The following is a 17,258-nucleotide window of genomic DNA, read 5'->3' on the forward strand; positions in this document are numbered from 1 at the left end:
AGGGCGACACCCACAAGCGCGAAAGGAAGGGCACCTTCACATCGCCATGCGATGTGAAGGTGCCCTTCCTTTCGTCGTCGGACTCCCCCGGCCTAGGCGGGCGGGTTGAGGGCCGACGGCAGGGTCACGCGGCCGCCCAGGGCCAGGAACACCCGCAGCACGGCGTATCCGGCCAGGGCCACCAGGCCGAGGCGGGCGATCGTGAGCACCACGTGCCCGAGCGCGTCGATCGTCTCCGGGAAGGTGTCGACCCAGCCCAGGCCGCCCAGACCGATCAGGAACGTGACGCCGCCGAGCACGACCGCCGCGGCGTACTCGATGAGCGCGACCAGCGCGAAGATCTTCGAGCCCGGCAGCTGCGGGCTCAGGTGCGTGGCGATCAGGACGGCCAGCAGCGGAAGCGCCATGAGGAACAGGTCCAGGAAACCGGATGACTGCGACCGGGAGATCAGCGTCGTGTTCTCCGCGGGCAGGATCCAGCGCAGGAACTGGAAACCGAGGTGGAGCGCTACGTAACCGAGCAGCGCCAGGGTGAACAGCAGCCGCAGCGGCTTGACGCTGGTGTCGGCGGCGGTGGTGACGGGGGTGTTCATGGCGGCATCCTAACCGCGGGTCCGCCGCGCGGCGCGGCGTGCCGCTTGACGAAGATCGTACAGGTGTTCGAGAATGCGCAGGTGAAGCACAGGGCACAGGCGATCGTCGCGGTACACCTGATCCTCCGGCGCGACGACGACGTGCTGCTGGGTCTGCGCGTCAACACGGGCTGGTCCGACGGGTGCTGGCACCTGCCGGCCGGGCACCTGGAGGCGGGCGAGTCCCCACTGGACGCGCTGGTGCGCGAGTCCGCCGAGGAGCTCGGCCTCACCCTCGACCCGGCGCACGCCGAACTCGTGCACCTGCTGCACTACCACGAGTCCCCGCCGCGGCTGAACCTGTTCTTCCAGGTGCGGCAGTGGTCGGGCAGCCCGGTCAACGCCGAGCCGGACAAGTGCGCCGACCTGCACTGGTTCTCGCTGCGCAAGCTGCCGACGCCGCTGGTCGGCTACGCCGGCGCGGCACTGGCGCGGCTGCGCGACGGGGCGTCCTACAGCGAGTGGGCCGAGGCCGGGTCCGCCGCGCGGTAGGCCAGGTGCCGCAGCCCGCGCCGCACCCGCCTGCGCGAGCCGAAGCGCAGCTCGCCGAGCCAGTCCGGCGCGCTCTCGCCGCGTTGCCAGGCGTAGTTGGCCAGCGCGTAGGCGTACAGCGGCCGGGTCAGCCCGGCTCGGCGGCGCGACCAGCGCACCGCCGCCCGGGAGCCGAAGACGCCCAGCCCGAAGTAGACGGTGACCAGGTCGGCGAGCCGCTCGGCGTCGGGCTGGTCGGGCTTGACGCGCCCGTCGCCGACGAGCAGCACGTGCCCCAGCTCGTGCGCGATGGTCGCGACCAGCGGCACCGGGTCGGCCGCGTGGCCGAACGCCACGCCGATCACCGGGTGCCCGTCGCGCAGCCGCAGGTGCCCGTCGGGCACCTCGCCGGCGTGCAGCTCCAGCTCCACCCGCACCGGGTCGACGCCCATCCGCAGGCAGATCGCGTCGAGCAGGGTGCGCGCCTCCTGCACACCGCCGGCGTAGCCGGCGGGCACCAGGTCTGCCGGGCGCACCGGAGGCAGCTCCAGCGGCCCGCGGCCGAACTCGCCCACGAGCCACGTCAGGGACGACGCCACCCAGGCGTCCTCCTCGGGACTGACGGGGCACCGGGGACCGAACCAACGCATGATCAGCATTGTGCGACGCGCGCGCCACTATGAGCTAGTGTCTGGGCCGCAGTCGTCCGGGCACGGTCCGCGTCCGGCGCTGGTCGCGCTGGTCAGGCCGGTTGTGCCAGGGTCGGCAATCCGACCGTACAGTTTGGGTGGACGGTTGCCGCGATCGCGTCCGGCAGCTCCCGGCCGCGCATCCCCGGCCACCAGGCGCGAGCCGTGGGGAAGGGCACCTTCTACATCGCGGAGCGATGTGAAGGTGCCCTTCCTTTCTCAGGGGTGGAGGTAGGTGGTGTCGGCGCCGATCTTGCCGGGGGCGGGGTTGCCGGGCAGGGAGAGGACGTAGACGCGCAGGTTGCCCTTGCCGGAGGCGGTGGCGGTCAGGGTGCCGTTGGTGACGGTGATCGACGTGCCGGTGACGGCGTCGGTGTAGACGCCGTTGGGGATGCCGGTGAAGGTCGCGCTGCCGGAGACGGTGACCAGTGCGAAGCTGTCCACCGCGCCGCTGGTGTAGCGGCGCTTGTAGGCCATCTGGCCGGACACGCCCTCGGTGGAGTACTGGCCCATCTGCAGCGCGGGCACCGCTCGGCGGATCTGGTTGAGCCGCTGCAGGTGCTTGACCAGCGGCTTGTTCAGGGTCGTCGCCACCGCGCCGGACGCCGAGGAGACCACGCCGAAGTCGGGGGCGGTGACGCTGCCCTCGACGTTCGCGCCGTAGTAGGCGCGCCCGGTGCCGGCCAGCGGGCAGCTCGGCCCGCAGTCGATCTGCTTGCCGGCCTGGAACTCGATCTCCGAGCCGTAGTACAGCGTGGGCACGCCGCGGAACGCCCACATCAGCGACATGTTCTCGGCCCAGGTGTCGGTGCCCCCGGCGTAGCGGGTGCTGGACTTGTTCGGGCCGTAGTCGTGCGAGTCGACGTACACCACGTTGTAGGTGGCGTCGTTGACGCTGTCGTCGCTGTCCTTGCCGTTGTAGAAGGCGTTGGGCGCGTCGCCGAAGTTCATGTGCATGCGCATGTCGATGATGTTCATGCCGGAGAACTGCGTGCGGTCGGGCGCGTGGTAGACGTTGCCCTGCAGGAACGCGTTGGTGCTGGTGGGCTGGTTGCCGGTGCCGAGGTTGTTCTCGTAGTTGAACTGCTCGATCGCCGCCGTCACGTCGTCGGCGCTGTAGGTGGCCCGCTCCTTCCAGGTGAAGAACTGGGCGGAGTGGTTGACCGAGCCGCGGTTCCACTTGTCGTTGACGAACGCGGCGACCTCGCCGAAGACGTAGAAGTCCTTGGCCTTGGCCGCGCCGTACTTGCTGATCAGCTTCTGCTCCAGGGCGGGCAGGAAACGCCGGTTCCAGGTCACGCGCGGGATGTGCACCGCGGTGTCGATGCGGAACCCGTCGACGCCCATGTCGATGAACCGGTGGTACGCGTCGATCAGGTACTGCTGCACCGCCGGGTTCTCGGTGTTGAAGTCGGCCAGGTCTTCGTGCAGCCAGCAGCTGCGCGCGTCCTCACCCTCCCAGTTGCCGATCCAGCACTGGTGGTACAGGTTGCTCGGGAACATGCCCGAGGTCGGGCTGGGCCACTGGCAGTTGTAGACCTTGTAGCCCTCGGCGCTGTAGAAGCCGCTGAACACGCCCCAGTTGCGGCAGGTGTTGCCTGCCGGCTCCGGCGTCGACCACAGGTCGCCGGTGTAGTGGCTCTTGCCCGAGCCCGGCTCGACGGACAGGCCGTCGTAGGTGAACGACGGGTTGGGCACGTCGTAGTACCAGCTCCACTGGCTGTCGCGCACGCCGTACACGGTCGGCGTGAACAGGCCCTTGGCGCCCCAGCGGGAGCTGTGGTTGTACACCACGTCCTGGTAGATCTTCAGGCCCTTGGCGTGCGCGGTGTCGATGAGGTTCTGGTAGCTCGCGCCGGGCGACTCCAGCCGGGCGTCGATCCGGAAGAAGTCGTAGCCGTGGTAGCCGTGGTAGTCGTAGTCGGACCGGTTGAGCACCACCGGCGTGATCCAGATGGCGGAGAAGCCCAGGCCCTTGATGTAGTCGAGTTTCTGGATCAGGCCGGAGAAGTCGCCGCGGAACATCGGGTCGTCGTTGGCGGCGTTGCCGGACTTGGTGTGCTGGCTGCCGCCGCGGTTGTTGGCCGCGTCGCCGTCGTAGAAGCGGGCGGTCATCACGAAGTAGATGGCGTCCTTGCGCGGGTCGCCGCCGAGCATGGTGCCGGTGGTCGTCGGCGGCGGCGTGCTCGGGGACGTGGACGGCGTCGGTGACGGCGAGGCCGGGGGCGAGCTGGACGGCGACGGTGACGGGGAGGTGGTCGCGCACGGGTCGCCGACGCCCTTCACCCCGCCGGAGACGGTCACGTTGCCGGTGCCCAGGCTGTAGTTGGCCCCGTTGTTGTTGTCCCAGGTCCCGGAGCCGTTGTTGAACACCACCTGCAGACCCGTCGCCGTGCCCAGGCTGATGGTCTTCTTGCGCCACCCGGTGCAGGCGGCGTCCATGGCCACCCCCGGCACCGCCGTCCACGACCCACCGGTCGGCGCATAGTGGACGTTGACGGTGGTCCAGGCGGTGTTCGGCCGGTAGAACACGGTCGCGGTGTTGCCCGCCGACGAGGGTATGGGTGACGGCGAGGCCGTGGCGCAGGGATCGCCGGCGCCCTTCACCCCGCCGGAGACGGTCACGTTGCCGGTGCCCAGGCTGTAGTTGGCCCCGTTGTTGTTGTCCCAGGTCCCGGAGCCGTTGTTGAACACCACCTGCAGACCCGTCGCCGTGCCCAGGTCGATGGTCTTCTTGCGCCACCCGGTGCAGGCGGCGTCCATGGCCACGCCCGGCACCGCCGTCCACGACCCACCGTTGGGCGCGTAATGAATGTTCACCGTGGTCCAGGCGGTGTTCGGCCGGTAGAACACGGTGACGGTGTTGGCGGCCGACGCGGGCAGCGTCAGCAGCGGGATCAGGCTCGCGACGAGACCGGTCAGGGCGAGCAGCATTGCTCCCCACCGGGCGCGAGCACGACGTCGAGCGCTCACGACGACTCCTCACACGGGGCCGTGCGGCATCGACGGAGGCCGGTTCATCCTCGGTGGATGCGGACACCGTTCTTGCGCAAGGCGATTGAAAGTTTCTGAAAGCTAGCAACAGATTTCGGGCATGTAAAGAGCCGCACATATCTATGGCACGCGCTTGACCCGCCGACCCTGCTCCGCAGGCCGGTTGAAATTCCTTTCAATCCCCGGGTGTACGCCGCACCGGGGTCAGGACAGCAGGCGCGCCCCCAGCGGGCGCTCGCTCACCACGCCCGCGGCGTCGGCCTCGACGTGGTACGCGTCGGCGCCCTCGGCGCTGGAGACGGCCTCGACGAGTTCGGTGCCGACGTAGTGCAGGCCGGTGCCGTCGTCGGTGGCGTAGCCCGCGGGCAGCAGGCCGCTGCCGACGTACTCGTGGAACCGGGCGCGGCGGGGCTGGCCGGGGAAGTCGTGATGCACGCCGTTGCCGTACGGCAGGAACGCCAGCGCGTCGGTGACCGGGTCGAGGTCGTCGGAGAAGGAGTCGGTGCTGCCGCCCACGTGCCAGCAGATGCTGCCCGCACTGCCGCCGCCGAGCACCACTCCGGCCTCCCACGCCTCGCGCATGACCGCGTCGAGCCGGTGGGCGCGCCACACCGCCAGCAGGTTGACCACGCTGCCGCCGCTCACCCAGATCAGGTCCTGCGCCAGCAGGTGCGCCCGCACGTCGGCGTGGTTGGGCTGGGGAAACAGCCGCAGATGGGTGACCGTGTGTCCCGAGTCGTCGAAGGCCTGGCCGAACGCGGCGATCGCGGCGGGATCATCCCCGACGGCGGTCGGCACGTAGCAGATCCGGGCCCGGCGCACCCCGGTCAGCGAGACCGCGTGCTCCAGCAGCAGGCTGCGCTTGCGCGGTGCGGCGCCCGGCGGCAGGCGCAGCAGTCCGGACGCGGCGAAGATCTGCGGTGGGCGGGCCATCAGCCGATCATTCCACGGCCGGGGTACTTCGACCCGTCAGGACTCCGCTCCGCGATAGCTACTGTCTGTCCGATACAGAACACGAATCGTGTTCGGGACAGTCTGATGTCGACTTGGTTCATAGGATCGCCTCACGTTCCGTTCCAATAGTCAGGGGAAGCTATGGGAAGAATGCGCAAGTTGGCAGTCGGGCTGTGCCTGGTGGCCGCCGCGACGTTGATGCCGGTGTCGCCGGCCGCGGCCGTCGCTCCGGGCACACCGGGCAACGTCGCGTTCATCCGCGGCGGCAACCTGTTCGTCGCCGAGCCGGGCGGGACCGTCTGGCAGGCCACCACGGGCGGCGGCTACGAGTGGCCGCGCTGGCGGCCGTACTCCGACAACATGGCCGTCCTCAAGGACGGCAACCTGTGGGTGGGCATCTACTCCACCTACGACCACGCCTTCCACGCCACGCAGCAGATCACGTCCGGGGCCGTCGTGGGCGCCGCGGCGTGGTCGCCCGACGGCAACCGCCTGGCGTACGCGCAGGGGACCTTCGCGCCGACGGTCTTCATCGCCTACTTCGGCCCGGCCTCGGAGTCGGCCAAGGCGTCGGCCACGGTGCAGAAGGTGAAGGTGGACGCGCCGCTGAGCCCGGCCGCGCAGCGGATCGCCGACCGGCTGCCGAAGAAGAGCCAGGGCATCGTGGCGGCTGCCGCGCCGACCACCTGGCACGCCGCCAAGGATTCGCTGGCGGTCGCCTGGTCGCCGGACGGCCGTTACATCGCCTACCCGAACGGCGAGTGCTTCGCGGTCTTCGACGACTGCCTCGGCATGATCGACCTCACCACCTGGACCGAGGTCTGGGTGGCCGCGTTCGGCGGCGGCGGTGCGGATCTGGACGGTTTCGCCACCATCCCCGCGTTCACCGCCGACTCCTCGCGCATCATGTGGACTCAGCAGACCCGGCCGCGCTACGAGGCCGATCCGCAGATCAGCTACATCCACACCATGTCGGCCCTGGTCTCCGACCCGTTCGGCAGCCAGACCCAGGTGGGGGCCAGCGGCGAGTACAGCGCCGTCCCGTCCCCCGCCGGCGGCACCACCATGCTGGTCACCAGCGGCCGCAACAGCGTCGCCTGGGTGGCCCGCCGCACCGGCACCACCCGCACCTGGCTCTACCAGGGCTACCAGCACGACTGGCAGTCCCTGCCCTAACCGAAGGAAGGGCATCGTCGGCTCGCGTCAGCGAGACGAGTAGCGGCTCTTCTTAACGCCCACCGGCCGTCGTGCTGCCACGACGGCCGGTGGCGTGCGTGGCCTAGCCTCCAGGGCAGAGACCGAGGAGGGCCGCCATGAGCGACGACCAGCAGGCGAAGGTTCCGCCACCGCAGCAGCCGCCGTACCCGTACTACCCGCCGCAGCCGCCTTACAACACCTACGCGATCCTGTCGCTGGTGCTGGGCATCTTCGTCCTGCCCCCGCTGGGCATCTACTTCGGCAACCAGGCGAAGAAGCAGATCGCCGCCTCCGGCGAGCGCGGCGTCGAACTGGCCAACGCCGGTGTCATCGTCGGCTGGGTGCTGACCGGCCTGTTCCTGGCCTTCTTCCTGGTCTGGTGCGTCGTGGCCGGGCTGATGTTCGGCATGTTCGGCCTGACCAGCGCCACCACGGTCGGCGTCGCGTCCTGACCGGAGGTCGCCGCGGAGCGGGCAGCGCGTCCGCGGGCGAGAGGCTACGGTGGCGCTTCACCGAGTGACGAAGGAGCGCCCGCCGTGGAGTACGAGCTGAATCTGCGCCTCTGGCAGGAGGAGCGGGAGCAGATCCGCCACCGCCTGCGCCTCGCCGTGACCTGGAGCGCCGCCTGCCTGGCCGCGGCGGTCACGCTGTGCGGGCTGCTGCTGGTCGCCGAGGCCGCCGAGCCGTCGCGGCTGCGGTCCGCGGCCGACGGCGCGAGCATCCTGGCGGGCGTGATCCTGGTGCTGCTGGGCGGGCTGGGCGTCGCGGTGGTGATGGTGGTCCGGTCGGAGGTCGAGACGCACCGCCGCCGCGCGGAGGCGCTGTTCGCCGAGTTCGCCCTGTCCACCGAGGACCGCGCTCGGCTGCCGCAGGGCAACAGGGGTGTCTACAACACCGCGGACGGCGAGGTCATGCTGACCGCACCGCTGCTGGCCGCGCACTGGATCGCGGTCCTCGGCGGGGTGGTGGCCCTGTTCGCCGGAGCCGTCTGACCCCGGTTTCACGGTCCGACCGGCGGCACCCGGTCCAGGATCGCCGCCAGGTCGAGCCCGGCCGGCAGGGTGCCGAAGGCGAGGCCCCGGTCGCCGGCCAGCCGCGAGGCGCAGAACGCGTCGGCGACCGCGGCGGGCGCGTGCCGGACCAGCAGCGAACCCTGCAGCACCAGCGCCAGACGCTCGACGGTGCGCCGGGCGCGCAGCTCGGCGTCGGCCGGGTCGGCGAGTTCCTTGCGCAGCTCCTGCCAGGCCTGATCGAGCCGGGCGTCGCCGCCCAGGCCGGCCGCGATCTCCTGCTCGTACGCGGCGAGACTCTGCGGTTCGCGGGCCAGCGCCCGCAGCACGTCGAGGGCGTTGACGTTGCCGGAGCCCTCCCAGATCCCGTTCAGCGGCGCCTCGCGATACAGCCTCGGCATGCCGGAGTCCTCGGTGTAGCCGTTGCCGCCCAGGCATTCCAGGGCCTCGGCGACCATCGCCGGCTGCCGCTTGCACACCCAGTACTTGGCCAGCGCGGTGGCCAGCCGGGCGAACTCCTGCTCGCCGTGGTCGCCGCGGGCGGCCCGGTCGACCGCGCCCGCCACCCGCATGACCAGCGTCGTGGCGGCCTCGGACTCGATCGCCAGGTCGGCCAGCACGTTGCGCATCAGCGGCTTGTCCAGCAGCGGGCCGCCGAACGCGCGCCGGTGCCGGGCATGGTGCACGGCCTGCGAAAGCGCGGCCCGCATCCCGGCGGCCGAGCCGAGGCTCGAGTCGAGCCGGGTCAGCGACACCATCTCGATGATGACGGCCACGCCTCTGCCCTGCTCGCCGACGAGCCAGGCGACGGTGTCGTCGAACTCAGGTTCGCCGCTGGCGTTGCTGCGGTTGCCGAGTTTGTCCTTGAGCCGCTGGATGCGGAAGGTGTTGCGGGTGCCGTCGGGCAGCACGCGCGGCACCAGGAAGCAGGACAGGCCGCCGGGTGCCTGGGCGAGCACGAGGAACAGGTCGTTCATGGGCGCGCTGGTGAACCACTTGTGCCCGCGCAGCAGCCACGTGCCGTCCCCGGCGGGGGTTGCGGTGGTGGTGTTCGCGCGTACGTCCGAGCCGCCCTGCTTCTCGGTCATGCCCATGCCGGCGAGCAGCCCGGCCTTGCCCTCCGGCGCGCGCAGGCCCGGGTCGTACACCCGGCCGGTCAGCAGCGGTTCGAAGCGCGCGGCGAGGTCGGGCTGGTGGCGCAGCGCGGGCACGGCGGCGTACGTCATCGAGATCGGGCAGGTGTGGCCCTGCTCGACGACGCTCCACACCAGCAGCCCGGCGGCGCGGGCCACGTGCGCGCCCGGCTGCGGGTCGGCCCAGGGCCCGCCGGCGAGCCCTTCGCCGACGGCGACGCGCATCAGCTCGTGCCACGACGGGTGGAAGTCGACCTCGTCGACGCGGTTGCCGTACCGGTCGTGGGTGCGCAGCACGGGGGTGTGCCGGTTGGCCTCGTCGCCCCAGCGCTGGGCCTGCTCGGTGCCCGCGAGCCGGCCGAGCCGGCGCAGGCCGTCGAGAAACCAGGCCGCGCCTTCGCGGGCCGTCGCGGCCAGCAGCGCCGGGTCGGCGGCGACGTCGTGTCCGGCCAGTGGCGGCACCTGGTTGAAAACCTCGTGGGTGGCGGCCATCCCCACATCCTGCCGCATCGGCTGAACGAGCGTTAGCCCTCCGCGCGCACGCCGTCGCGGAGCAGGTCTGGGCGCTCAGGCCTCCGGCAGCGGCGCCGTCGGGGCCGGCCCGCCGGGCGCGGAGGACGCGGCCGTCATGCCGCCGGGGGCGCGCAGCAGGCGCACCCAGCCCGCCAGGTTGCCCAGCGCCACCAGCACCAGCGCCAGCAGCGCGAACCCGAACCCGCCCTGGTCGTGTACGAAGTCGCCGATCTCCTTGCCGTCCGGCAGCGGCCCGGTCAGCTGCTCGCGCAGCCGCTCCTCCACCAGCACCCGGACCGTGGCCTGGTTGACCAGCAGGAACAGCGCCGCGATCGCGGCGAGCGCGGCGACCACACCCCGGCGGGTGCGCGCCCGGCCGACGCCGACCGTGACGAGCACACCGATCACCAGCAGCACCAGCACCGTGCCGGCCAGCGGCTGCGGGGCGAGCACGTCGCTGCGCCGCTGCTCGGGTGGCAGCAGCTTGTCCGCGGTGACGTCGGGGGTGCCGCCGGTGGCCAGGTCCCAGCCGGTGTACGTGGTCGTGCCGCCCGACGCGGCCCGGCCGTAACCGCCGGGGGCGTCGCAGGACACGGTCAGGAACGGGGCCAGGAACAGCAGCCCGGCCAGCACCAGCCCGGCCGGGCTGAGCAGCCGGGAGAACCGGCGCACCGATCGACGCTCGCCATCCGCCATTCGCGACAGCCTAGGCGGCCCCACCCCTCCCGTCACCCCCACCGGACGTCGGCGCGGGCGCCGATCGCACCAAGGTCACTCGACTGAGCTGGCACCTGCGCGAATGGGCCTTCAAGATACGCACGAGTGCCGGGCAATTCCGACGATCAAGGACGGCCGGACGGCGAGCCGGACGAGGGGGCGGGGATACTCGGCGGGTGCTTGAGGAGCTGTGGGTGACGGCGGCGCATGTGCGGGCGCTCGACGAGCGGGTGCGGGGGCTGGTGACGGGGCTGTTCGTCACCGGGTCGGTGCCGCTGGGCGACTACTGGCCGGGGCGCAGCGACATCGACTTCGTGGCGGTGATGGACCGGGAGCCGACGTCGGCCGAGCTGGCCGCGCTGGGCAAGGTGCACCTGTCGCTGCCCGACGCGATGCCCGGCCCGGACTACGACGGCATCTACCTGACCCGCGCGCAGCTGGCCGCCGCCCCGGTCGACGGCGACACCGCGCCGCAGATCCTGGCGGGCGACTTCCAGCCGGCGAAGGCCGGTGGGCAGCTCAACCCGGTGACCTGGCTCGAAGTGGCCCGCCACGGCCTGCCGATCCTGGGCGAGCGGCCCGAGGTGGCACTCGACTCCGACGTGCTGCGCCGGTGGCTGCTGGACAACCTGTCCGGCTACTGGGCGGGCTTCGCCGATCGGGCCACCCCGCAGTTCGCGGCGCTGCCCTCGGACCTGGCGATTCCGCCGGACCCGGTGGTGTGGGCGGTGACGGGACCGGGGCGGCTGCACTACACGCTGGCCACCGGCGAGGTGACCACGAAGACGGGCGGGGCGCACCACACCGCCGAGGTGCTGCCGCAGTGGGCGCAGCTGTGCGAACGCGTGGTGCGTTCCCGCGCGGGCGGCGACGAGCCGTTCACCGCCGCCGACGGCCTCGCCTCGCTCAGCCTCGTCACCGACGTCGTCACCGACGCCCGCACCCGCTGGGCGACCTGACCGGGCCGCGGCCGGTCAGGCGCGGCGGTGGGCGGCGGTGCGGTGGGTGGGTGCGAGGCCGGCGGCTTCGGCGGCCAGGGCGGTGACCCGGTCGGCGGCGCGGGCCGCGCGGCCGGAGACCTTCCACGCGGCCATACGCAGTGCGACGGCGGGCGTCGGCGGGAAGACGCCGAGCTGGCCGAGCATGGTCAGGTCGTCGCGCAGCGCCTCGTGCCGGACGACCTGGCCGTCGCGGATGTCGAGCAGGTGCACCTGCTCGAAGTCGACGTCGCGCCCCGTGGGCGGGATGGCCTGGTCGAGCGCGCCGTCCCGGAAGCGCACGAACGGGCCGGTGTGCCGTCCGCGCATCCGCAGCCGGAGCCAGACCTGGTGGTCGTTGCGGGCCACGCCGAGCACGGGGAAGCGCAGGTCGCTGAAGGCCGAACGCAGCCAGGCGCCTGAGGCCAGGGTCCCGGCCGGGCCGGGGATCGAGCATGCGGCGGGCGCGACGGCGGCCTCACGGTTGTGGTTGTCAGGGGCGACCACCTGGGCCGCCAGCTCGGGATCGCCCGTCTCCAGGATGCGGAACAGGGCCACCGCCAGGTCCTCGTACACCATGGTCATCGTCTTTCTCCCCCTCGGTCGGCACAGAGCCCCACCGCCCTGGCAAAGGTGCACGAGGCGATCCACAAGGCGCTGCCGGTGCACGAGAACGGGCAGGCGCTGTGGGAGCGGGCCACGGCCGCCTACCGCGGTGCGCTGCACGACGTCGCCCGCCACCTGCGCGAGGTGAGCCCGCCGCCGCACCGCTACTCAGTGGAGGAGACGTCCGACCTGCTGTGGCTGTGGTTCGGCCCCACCGGCTGGCACACGCTGGTGGTCGAGAACGGCTGGTCCTGGGACCGGGCCGAGCAGGTCCTGCACCGTACGGCCGTGGCCGCGCTCACCTGAGCGGCCGCGCTCACTCGTCCTCGGCGGACAGCAGTTCGCGGGCCGCGGCGAGGATCTCGGCCGGCATCGGGCACGAGCGGCGGTGCGCGGTGTCCAGGTGCACCCCGGTCAGCGTGGTGACCGCGACGGTCTCACCGGACGCGTTGGTCATCGTGTGCCGGAAGCGAACCACCTTGTCGCGAACTTCCAGCAGCTCAGAGTGCACGGTGACCGTGTCGCCGGCGAAGACTTCGCGTTGGTACACGATGTGCTGCTCCACCGCGACCATGCCGCGCGAGGCCGACCGGAGGTAGTCCGGGGTGAGGCCCAGCGTGCTGAACAGGTTCCACGTCGCCTCGTCGAACTTGCCGACGTACCACATGACGTTCATGTGCCCCATGTGGTCGCAGTGCCACGGGTACACCGCGCCCCGGTAGGTCAGCACCGGCTCGGCCATCGCACGCCCCTCCGCCATGACGATCATGCGCGGTCCAGCGTAACTGAACGATCGATAAGTCGTCTGCGGACCACAGGTCACGGAACGGTCAACCGGTACGTCCATCTATTCGCATTCATCAGTTCGATGGCTAGTCTGCGCCTGCCGGTAACCCCCGGCACACCCCGTGATCCCCTGAGGAGTCAGGCCTTGCGACCCTACGCAGCAACACGCGCCCTGCTCGCGCTCGCCCTGGCGGGAGCCGCGCTGGCCGCGCCCACGGCCGCCACCGCCGCCCCGGCGCCCGTCGCCGCGCGGGCCGCGGCACTCGCCCTGGCCGCGCCGGACATCTCGCTGACCAACGTGAAGGCGCACCTGCAGCAGTTCCAGACCATCGCCAGCAGCAACGGCGGCAACCGCCGCTCGAACACCGCGGGCTACACGGCGTCGGTGAACTACGTCTACAACAAGCTGGTCGCGGCGGGCTTCTCCGTGGTCAAGCAGAACTGCACCTCCGGCTGCACCAGCGGGGCCGGCCCGAACGTGATCGCGGACTGGCCGGGCGGCGACGCCAACACGGTCTACATGTTCGGCGCGCACCTGGACGGCGTCGCGGCGGGCCCCGGCATCAACGATAACGCGTCGGGCTCCTCCACCGTGCTGGAGATCGCGCTGACCCTGGCGGCGACCAACCCGTCGATGCTCAACCACGTGCGGTTCGGCTTCTGGACCGATGAGGAGCAGGGCCTCAACGGCTCGGAGTTCTACGCCAACAGCCTGCCGTCGGCGGAGCGCACCAAGATCAAGGGCTACTTCAACTTCGACATGGTCGCCTCGACCAACGGCGGCTACTTCATCAACCGGATCACCTCCAGCATCGGGCAGGTCCTGAAGGCGTACTACGACACGAACTTCCCGGGCCTGAACCCGGAGGAGAACGTCGAGGGCGCGGGCCGCTCCGACGACGCGTCGTTCAACGCGGTCGGCATCCAGACCTCGGGCGTGGCGGCCGGCGCGAGCGCCAACAAGACCTCGGCGCAGGTCACCAAGTGGGGCGGCACCACCGGGGACTACGACCCCTGTTACCACGCGTCGTGCGACACGTACCCGTCGAACATCAACGACACGATCCTGAACCGGGCCGGCGACGCCGCCGCGTACGCCCTGTGGACGCTGGCCACCGGCACCCCGGCCACCACGGTGTGGACCGACACGTTCGAGACGGCGACCGGTTGGACCACCAACCCGAACGCCACCGACACCGCCACCACCGGCGCCTGGGAGCGCGGCGACCCCGCCGACACCAACTCCAGCGGCGCCAAGCAGCTCGGCACCACCGTCTCGGGGTCCAACGACCTGGTCACCGGGCGGCTGGCGGGCACCGCCGCGGGTGACTACGACCTCGACGGCGGCGTGAGCAGCGTGCGCTCCCCGGCGGTGACCCTGCCGGCCAGTGGCACGATCAACCTGTCGCTGAACTGGTACCTGGCGCACGGCTCGAACTCCTCCAGCGCCGACTACTTCCGGGTGTCCATCGTGCACAGCGGCGGCACCACGACGCTGTTCACCCAGGCCGGCGCGGCCAGCAACCGCAACGGCTCGTGGGCGTCGGGCACCTGGAACATCTCGGCGTACGCCGGCCAGTCGGTGCGGATCCTGATCTCCGCCGCCGACGCCTCCACGGCGAGCCTCGTCGAGGCCGGAGTCGACGACGTCAAGATCACCGTTTCCTGACCTTGCTCGATCAACCGGGCCCCACCTGCGCTGTTCGGCGGCGTAGGTGGGGCCCGGAACACGTCCCGGGCCGGCCGTCACCCACTCGGGGTATGAGCATGAACACAGTGCGTCGTGGCATCCCCATGGGGGTCCGTTCACCATTTGGCCCTAGACTCCACCGTCGGCAACCAAACGGGCCGCATTCACCATTTTCACTGGAGGATTAGCGAGACGATGGCGATGACCAACGGCAAGACCCTGGTCACCATGATCGCGGCAGGAAACCGCGAGATCCAGGACTTCCTCGACTCCGACCAGCGCGAGACTCCCTACCTGGTCATTGATCTGAAGGTCGCGGCGCAGCAGTTCCGCCGCCTGACCGGCGCCTTCCGCGAGACGACCGTCTTCTACGCGGTGAAGGCCAACCCCCAGCCGAAGCTGATCAGGCAACTCGCCCAGCTCGGCTCCTCGTTCGACGTGGCGAGCCCCGCCGAGATCGATCTCTGCCTCTCCGAAGGCGCCGATCCGAGCAGACTGTCGTACGGCAACACGATCAAGAAGTCGTCGGACATCCGCTACGCCTACGATCGCGGTGTCCGCATGTTCGTCTTCGACAGCGAAGCGGAGCTGCGCAAACTCGCCGCGAACGCCCCCGGCTCCGCGGTGTTCTGCCGCCTGCTGGCCGGCAGCGCGGGCGCGCAGTGGCCGTTGAGCCGCAAGTTCGGGTGCTCCCCGGACATGGCGGTGTCGCTGCTGGTCCAGGCCCGAGAACTCGGCCTGCGACCGATCGGGGTGTCGTTCCACGTCGGCTCGCAGCAGCTCGACCCCACCCGCTGGGATCCCAGCATCGCGCAGGCCGCCCAGGTCTTCCGCGAGGTGGCCGAGCACGGCATCCACCTGACGCTGCTCAACTGCGGCGGCGGCTTCCCCACGGGATACCAGGTGCCGGTCGAGCCGATCGAGGCGTACGCCGAGGCGATCAACTCGGCGGTCGAGCGGCACTTCGGCCCGTACCGGCCGACGCTGGCGATCGAACCCGGCCGCTTCATCGCGGCCGACACGGGAGTGCTGCGGGCACAGGTCGTGCTCGTGTCCCAGAAGTCCTACGACGACGACCACCGATGGGTCTACCTGGACATCGGGCGCTTCGGCGGGCTGGCCGAGACGGAGGGCGAGGCGATCCAGTACCGCCTGGTCACCTCTCGCGACGGGGAGCCGACCGGTCCGGTCGTGCTCGCCGGGCCGACCTGCGACAGCGTCGACATCCTCTACGAGAAGGCGCCGTACCGGCTGCCGCTGGACCTGGAGCCCGGCGACTACGTCGACATCCTCGGCACCGGCGCCTACACGACCACGTATTCTTCCGTTGGATTCAACGGCTTTGCACCTTTAGCAACGTTTTGTATCGGAGACAGCGCGTGACGACGATCCCCAAGCTGGCCTTCACCGGCCGCATCCTCCTGCTCGGCAGCGGCTCGGTGTCGCAGTGCCTGCAGCCCCTGCTGCTGCGCCACGTCGACATGGACTTCACGCGCCTGACGATCATGGACTTCGAGGACCTGGCCCACACCGCCGCCGACGCCGTCTCGGCCGGGGCCACCTACGTCCGTGAGCGCATCACCCCGGAGAACATCGAGACCAAGCTCGCCGAGTACGTCGGCGAGGGTGACGTCCTGATCAACCTGGCGTGGAACATCGACACCGGCGTGATCATCGACTGGTGCCAGCGCCACGGCACCCTCTACGTCGACACCTCCGTCGAGGAGTGGGACCCGTACGCCGACCAGCTCAACGCCACCCCGCAGTCGCGCACGCTGTACGCCCGGCACATGAAGCTGCGCGAGCGCGCGAAGGGCTGGAAGTCCGACGGCCCGACGGCCATCGTCGAGCACGGCGCGAACCCCGGCCTGGTCAGCCACTGGGCCAAGATCGCCCTGATGGACATCGCCACCGCGATGCTCAAGGAGCCCGAGCGCCTGCCCAAGCCGCTCGACCCGGCCCGCAAGGCCAAGCTCGAGGAGGCCCTGGCCGGCCGCGACTTCGCGGCGCTGGGCATGCTCACCGGCACCAAGGTGATCCACATCTCCGAGCGCGACACCCAGGTCAGCGACAAGCCCAAGCAGGTCGGCGAGTTCGTCAACACCTGGTCCGTCGAGGGCTTCTACGAGGAGGGCATCGCGCCCGCCGAGATGGGCTGGGGCACCCACGAGCCCACGCTGCCCGAGCACGCGTACACCCACGAGTCGGGTCCGCAGAACCAGATCTGCCTCGCCCAGACCGGCATCACCACCAAGGTCCGCTCCTGGGTGCCGCTGGGCGGCCCCATCATCGGCATGGTCGTGCGCCACGGCGAGGCGTTCACCATCAGCGACCACCTGACCGTGTGGGAGGACGGCAAGGCGGTCTACCGCCCCACCGTGCACTACGCGTACCAGCCGTCCGACGCCGCGCTGAACAGCCTGCACGAGTGCCAGATGAACGGCTACACGCTGCAGACCGACCAGCGCATCATGAACGACGAGATCATCAGCGGCATCGACGAGCTGGGCGTGCTCCTGCTCGGCCACGAGCTCAACGGCTGGTGGGTCGGCTCGCAGCTCGGCATCGACGAGTCGCGCGCCCTGGTCCCGCACCAGAACGCCACCACGCTGCAGGTCGCCGCCTCGGTCCTCGGCGCGGTCTACTGGATGGTCAACAACCCGAACCGGGGCCTGTGCGTCCCCGACGACCTCGACCCCGAGGCCGTCCTCGACGTCGCCAACCCCTACCTGGGCCCGGTCCCGTCGGTCCACACCGACTGGACCCCCCGCAGCTCCCACTACGAGCCGTTCGCCAACTTCCGCCCGAAGACCGGCGACGACTCCGAGCCCTGGGCCTTCGCCAACTTCCTGGTCTAAGGCAAAGGAAGGGCACCTTCACAACGCTCTG

The 17,258-nt window shown here is 70.8% G+C and carries 17 protein-coding genes; 9 read left to right on the forward strand and 8 right to left on the reverse strand.

Annotated features, from left to right (window positions below; all coding sequences use genetic code 11):
* Positions 1 to 92: 92 nt before the first annotated feature.
* Positions 93 to 593 carry a hypothetical protein gene (locus ACFQO7_RS30665; RefSeq protein ID WP_376809645.1) on the reverse strand — a complete coding sequence of 167 codons (501 nt, stop codon included), beginning with the start codon at positions 591 to 593 and terminating at the stop codon, positions 93 to 95.
* A gap of 81 nt (positions 594 to 674) precedes the next feature.
* On the opposite strand from ACFQO7_RS30665, the gene ACFQO7_RS30670 reads away from it, so the two are divergent.
* Positions 675 to 1,124: an NUDIX hydrolase gene (locus tag ACFQO7_RS30670; RefSeq protein WP_376809646.1), complete on the forward strand. Its 450-nt coding sequence runs from the start codon at positions 675 to 677 to the stop codon at positions 1,122 to 1,124.
* Here the strand turns inward: ACFQO7_RS30670 and ACFQO7_RS30675 are convergent.
* From ACFQO7_RS30675 to ACFQO7_RS30685, 3 genes are all read right to left on the reverse strand, one after another.
* The gene (locus ACFQO7_RS30675; RefSeq protein ID WP_376809647.1) at positions 1,085 to 1,753 is read right to left on the reverse strand and encodes an ImmA/IrrE family metallo-endopeptidase; all 669 of its coding nucleotides are present in this window, start codon (positions 1,751 to 1,753) and stop codon (positions 1,085 to 1,087) included. The two genes, ACFQO7_RS30670 and ACFQO7_RS30675, sit on opposite strands and share 40 nt — an antisense overlap.
* Positions 1,754 to 2,011: 258 nt before the next feature.
* On the reverse strand, positions 2,012 to 4,765 hold the full coding sequence (locus ACFQO7_RS30680) for a carbohydrate binding domain-containing protein (protein ID WP_376809648.1): 2,754 nt from the start codon (positions 4,763 to 4,765) through the stop codon (positions 2,012 to 2,014).
* Positions 4,766 to 4,990: 225 nt separating this feature from the next.
* Positions 4,991 to 5,722, reverse strand: coding sequence for a Type 1 glutamine amidotransferase-like domain-containing protein (locus tag ACFQO7_RS30685; protein WP_376809698.1), 732 nt, complete (start codon positions 5,720 to 5,722; stop codon positions 4,991 to 4,993).
* A 168-nt stretch (positions 5,723 to 5,890) separates the two neighbouring features.
* Between ACFQO7_RS30685 and ACFQO7_RS30690 the strand changes: the two genes are divergently transcribed.
* The 3 genes from ACFQO7_RS30690 to ACFQO7_RS30700 all read left to right on the forward strand — a co-directional run bounded on the left by ACFQO7_RS30690 (position 5,891) and on the right by ACFQO7_RS30700 (position 7,929).
* A complete protein-coding gene (locus ACFQO7_RS30690) occupies positions 5,891 to 6,916 on the forward strand; it encodes a hypothetical protein (protein ID WP_376809649.1) in 1,026 nt (341 codons plus the stop codon).
* A gap of 137 nt (positions 6,917 to 7,053) precedes the next feature.
* Positions 7,054 to 7,389 (forward strand): DUF4190 domain-containing protein, encoded by a 336-nt coding sequence (locus tag ACFQO7_RS30695; RefSeq protein ID WP_376809650.1) that lies wholly within the window; start codon positions 7,054 to 7,056, stop codon positions 7,387 to 7,389.
* 84 nt (positions 7,390 to 7,473) lie between these two features.
* Entirely contained in the window at positions 7,474 to 7,929 is a 456-nt protein-coding gene (locus ACFQO7_RS30700) for a hypothetical protein (RefSeq protein ID WP_376809651.1), read from the forward strand.
* 8 nt (positions 7,930 to 7,937) lie between these two features.
* On the opposite strand, the gene ACFQO7_RS30705 is transcribed toward ACFQO7_RS30700, so the two are convergent.
* Positions 7,938 to 9,572 carry an acyl-CoA dehydrogenase family protein gene (locus tag ACFQO7_RS30705; protein WP_376809652.1) on the reverse strand — a complete coding sequence of 545 codons (1,635 nt, stop codon included), beginning with the start codon at positions 9,570 to 9,572 and terminating at the stop codon, positions 7,938 to 7,940.
* Between the two features lie 75 nt (positions 9,573 to 9,647).
* Positions 9,648 to 10,289: a hypothetical protein gene (locus tag ACFQO7_RS30710; RefSeq protein ID WP_376809653.1), complete on the reverse strand. Its 642-nt coding sequence runs from the start codon at positions 10,287 to 10,289 to the stop codon at positions 9,648 to 9,650.
* Positions 10,290 to 10,504: 215 nt separating this feature from the next.
* Between ACFQO7_RS30710 and ACFQO7_RS30715 the strand changes: the two genes are divergently transcribed.
* Complete coding sequence (locus ACFQO7_RS30715; protein ID WP_376809654.1) at positions 10,505 to 11,269, forward strand: nucleotidyltransferase domain-containing protein; 765 nt, start codon at positions 10,505 to 10,507, stop codon at positions 11,267 to 11,269.
* A gap of 15 nt (positions 11,270 to 11,284) precedes the next feature.
* Here the strand turns inward: ACFQO7_RS30715 and ACFQO7_RS30720 are convergent, their stop codons facing one another.
* Positions 11,285 to 11,872, reverse strand: coding sequence for an ester cyclase (locus ACFQO7_RS30720; protein ID WP_376809655.1), 588 nt, complete (start codon positions 11,870 to 11,872; stop codon positions 11,285 to 11,287).
* A gap of 48 nt (positions 11,873 to 11,920) precedes the next feature.
* Between ACFQO7_RS30720 and ACFQO7_RS30725 the strand changes: the two genes are divergently transcribed.
* A complete protein-coding gene (locus ACFQO7_RS30725; protein WP_376809656.1) occupies positions 11,921 to 12,199 on the forward strand; it encodes a hypothetical protein in 279 nt (92 codons plus the stop codon).
* 10 nt (positions 12,200 to 12,209) lie between these two features.
* Here ACFQO7_RS30725 and ACFQO7_RS30730 read toward each other — a convergent pair whose 3' ends face one another.
* Entirely contained in the window at positions 12,210 to 12,662 is a 453-nt protein-coding gene (locus ACFQO7_RS30730; RefSeq protein WP_376809657.1) for an acyl-CoA thioesterase, read from the reverse strand.
* 147 nt (positions 12,663 to 12,809) lie between these two features.
* Between ACFQO7_RS30730 and ACFQO7_RS30735 the strand changes: the two genes are divergently transcribed.
* The 3 genes from ACFQO7_RS30735 to ACFQO7_RS30745 all read left to right on the forward strand — a co-directional run bounded on the left by ACFQO7_RS30735 (position 12,810) and on the right by ACFQO7_RS30745 (position 17,227).
* Positions 12,810 to 14,348, forward strand: a complete 1,539-nt coding sequence (locus ACFQO7_RS30735) for a M28 family peptidase (protein ID WP_417281908.1) — start codon at positions 12,810 to 12,812, stop codon at positions 14,346 to 14,348.
* Positions 14,349 to 14,564: 216 nt separating this feature from the next.
* Entirely contained in the window at positions 14,565 to 15,752 is a 1,188-nt protein-coding gene (locus tag ACFQO7_RS30740; protein ID WP_376809659.1) for a type III PLP-dependent enzyme, read from the forward strand.
* A complete protein-coding gene (locus ACFQO7_RS30745) occupies positions 15,749 to 17,227 on the forward strand; it encodes a saccharopine dehydrogenase NADP-binding domain-containing protein (protein ID WP_376809660.1) in 1,479 nt (492 codons plus the stop codon). Before ACFQO7_RS30740 ends, ACFQO7_RS30745 begins: the two co-directional genes overlap by 4 nt.
* The last annotated feature ends 31 nt before the right edge of the window (positions 17,228 to 17,258 follow it).

The organism is Catellatospora aurea, from assembly GCF_042663325.1.
GTDB lineage: Bacteria > Actinomycetota > Actinomycetes > Mycobacteriales > Micromonosporaceae > Catellatospora > Catellatospora aurea.

What these genes read in the sequence shown, in the direction of transcription:
- ACFQO7_RS30675 (WP_376809647.1), bottom strand. Translation starts at nt 1,753, where the DNA reads ATGCGTTGGTTCGGTCCCCGGTGCCCCGTCAGTCCCGAGGAGGACGCC.
- ACFQO7_RS30665 (WP_376809645.1), bottom strand. Translation starts at nt 593, where the DNA reads ATGAACACCCCCGTCACCACCGCCGCCGACACCAGCGTCAAGCCGCTG.
- ACFQO7_RS30705 (WP_376809652.1), bottom strand. Translation starts at nt 9,572, where the DNA reads ATGGCCGCCACCCACGAGGTTTTCAACCAGGTGCCGCCACTGGCCGGA.
- ACFQO7_RS30695 (WP_376809650.1), top strand. Translation starts at nt 7,054, where the DNA reads ATGAGCGACGACCAGCAGGCGAAGGTTCCGCCACCGCAGCAGCCGCCG.
- ACFQO7_RS30740 (WP_376809659.1), top strand. Translation starts at nt 14,565, where the DNA reads ATGGCGATGACCAACGGCAAGACCCTGGTCACCATGATCGCGGCAGGA.
- ACFQO7_RS30690 (WP_376809649.1), top strand. Translation starts at nt 5,891, where the DNA reads ATGCGCAAGTTGGCAGTCGGGCTGTGCCTGGTGGCCGCCGCGACGTTG.
- ACFQO7_RS30730 (WP_376809657.1), bottom strand. Translation starts at nt 12,662, where the DNA reads ATGATCGTCATGGCGGAGGGGCGTGCGATGGCCGAGCCGGTGCTGACC.
- ACFQO7_RS30710 (WP_376809653.1), bottom strand. Translation starts at nt 10,289, where the DNA reads ATGGCGGATGGCGAGCGTCGATCGGTGCGCCGGTTCTCCCGGCTGCTC.
- ACFQO7_RS30720 (WP_376809655.1), bottom strand. Translation starts at nt 11,872, where the DNA reads ATGACCATGGTGTACGAGGACCTGGCGGTGGCCCTGTTCCGCATCCTG.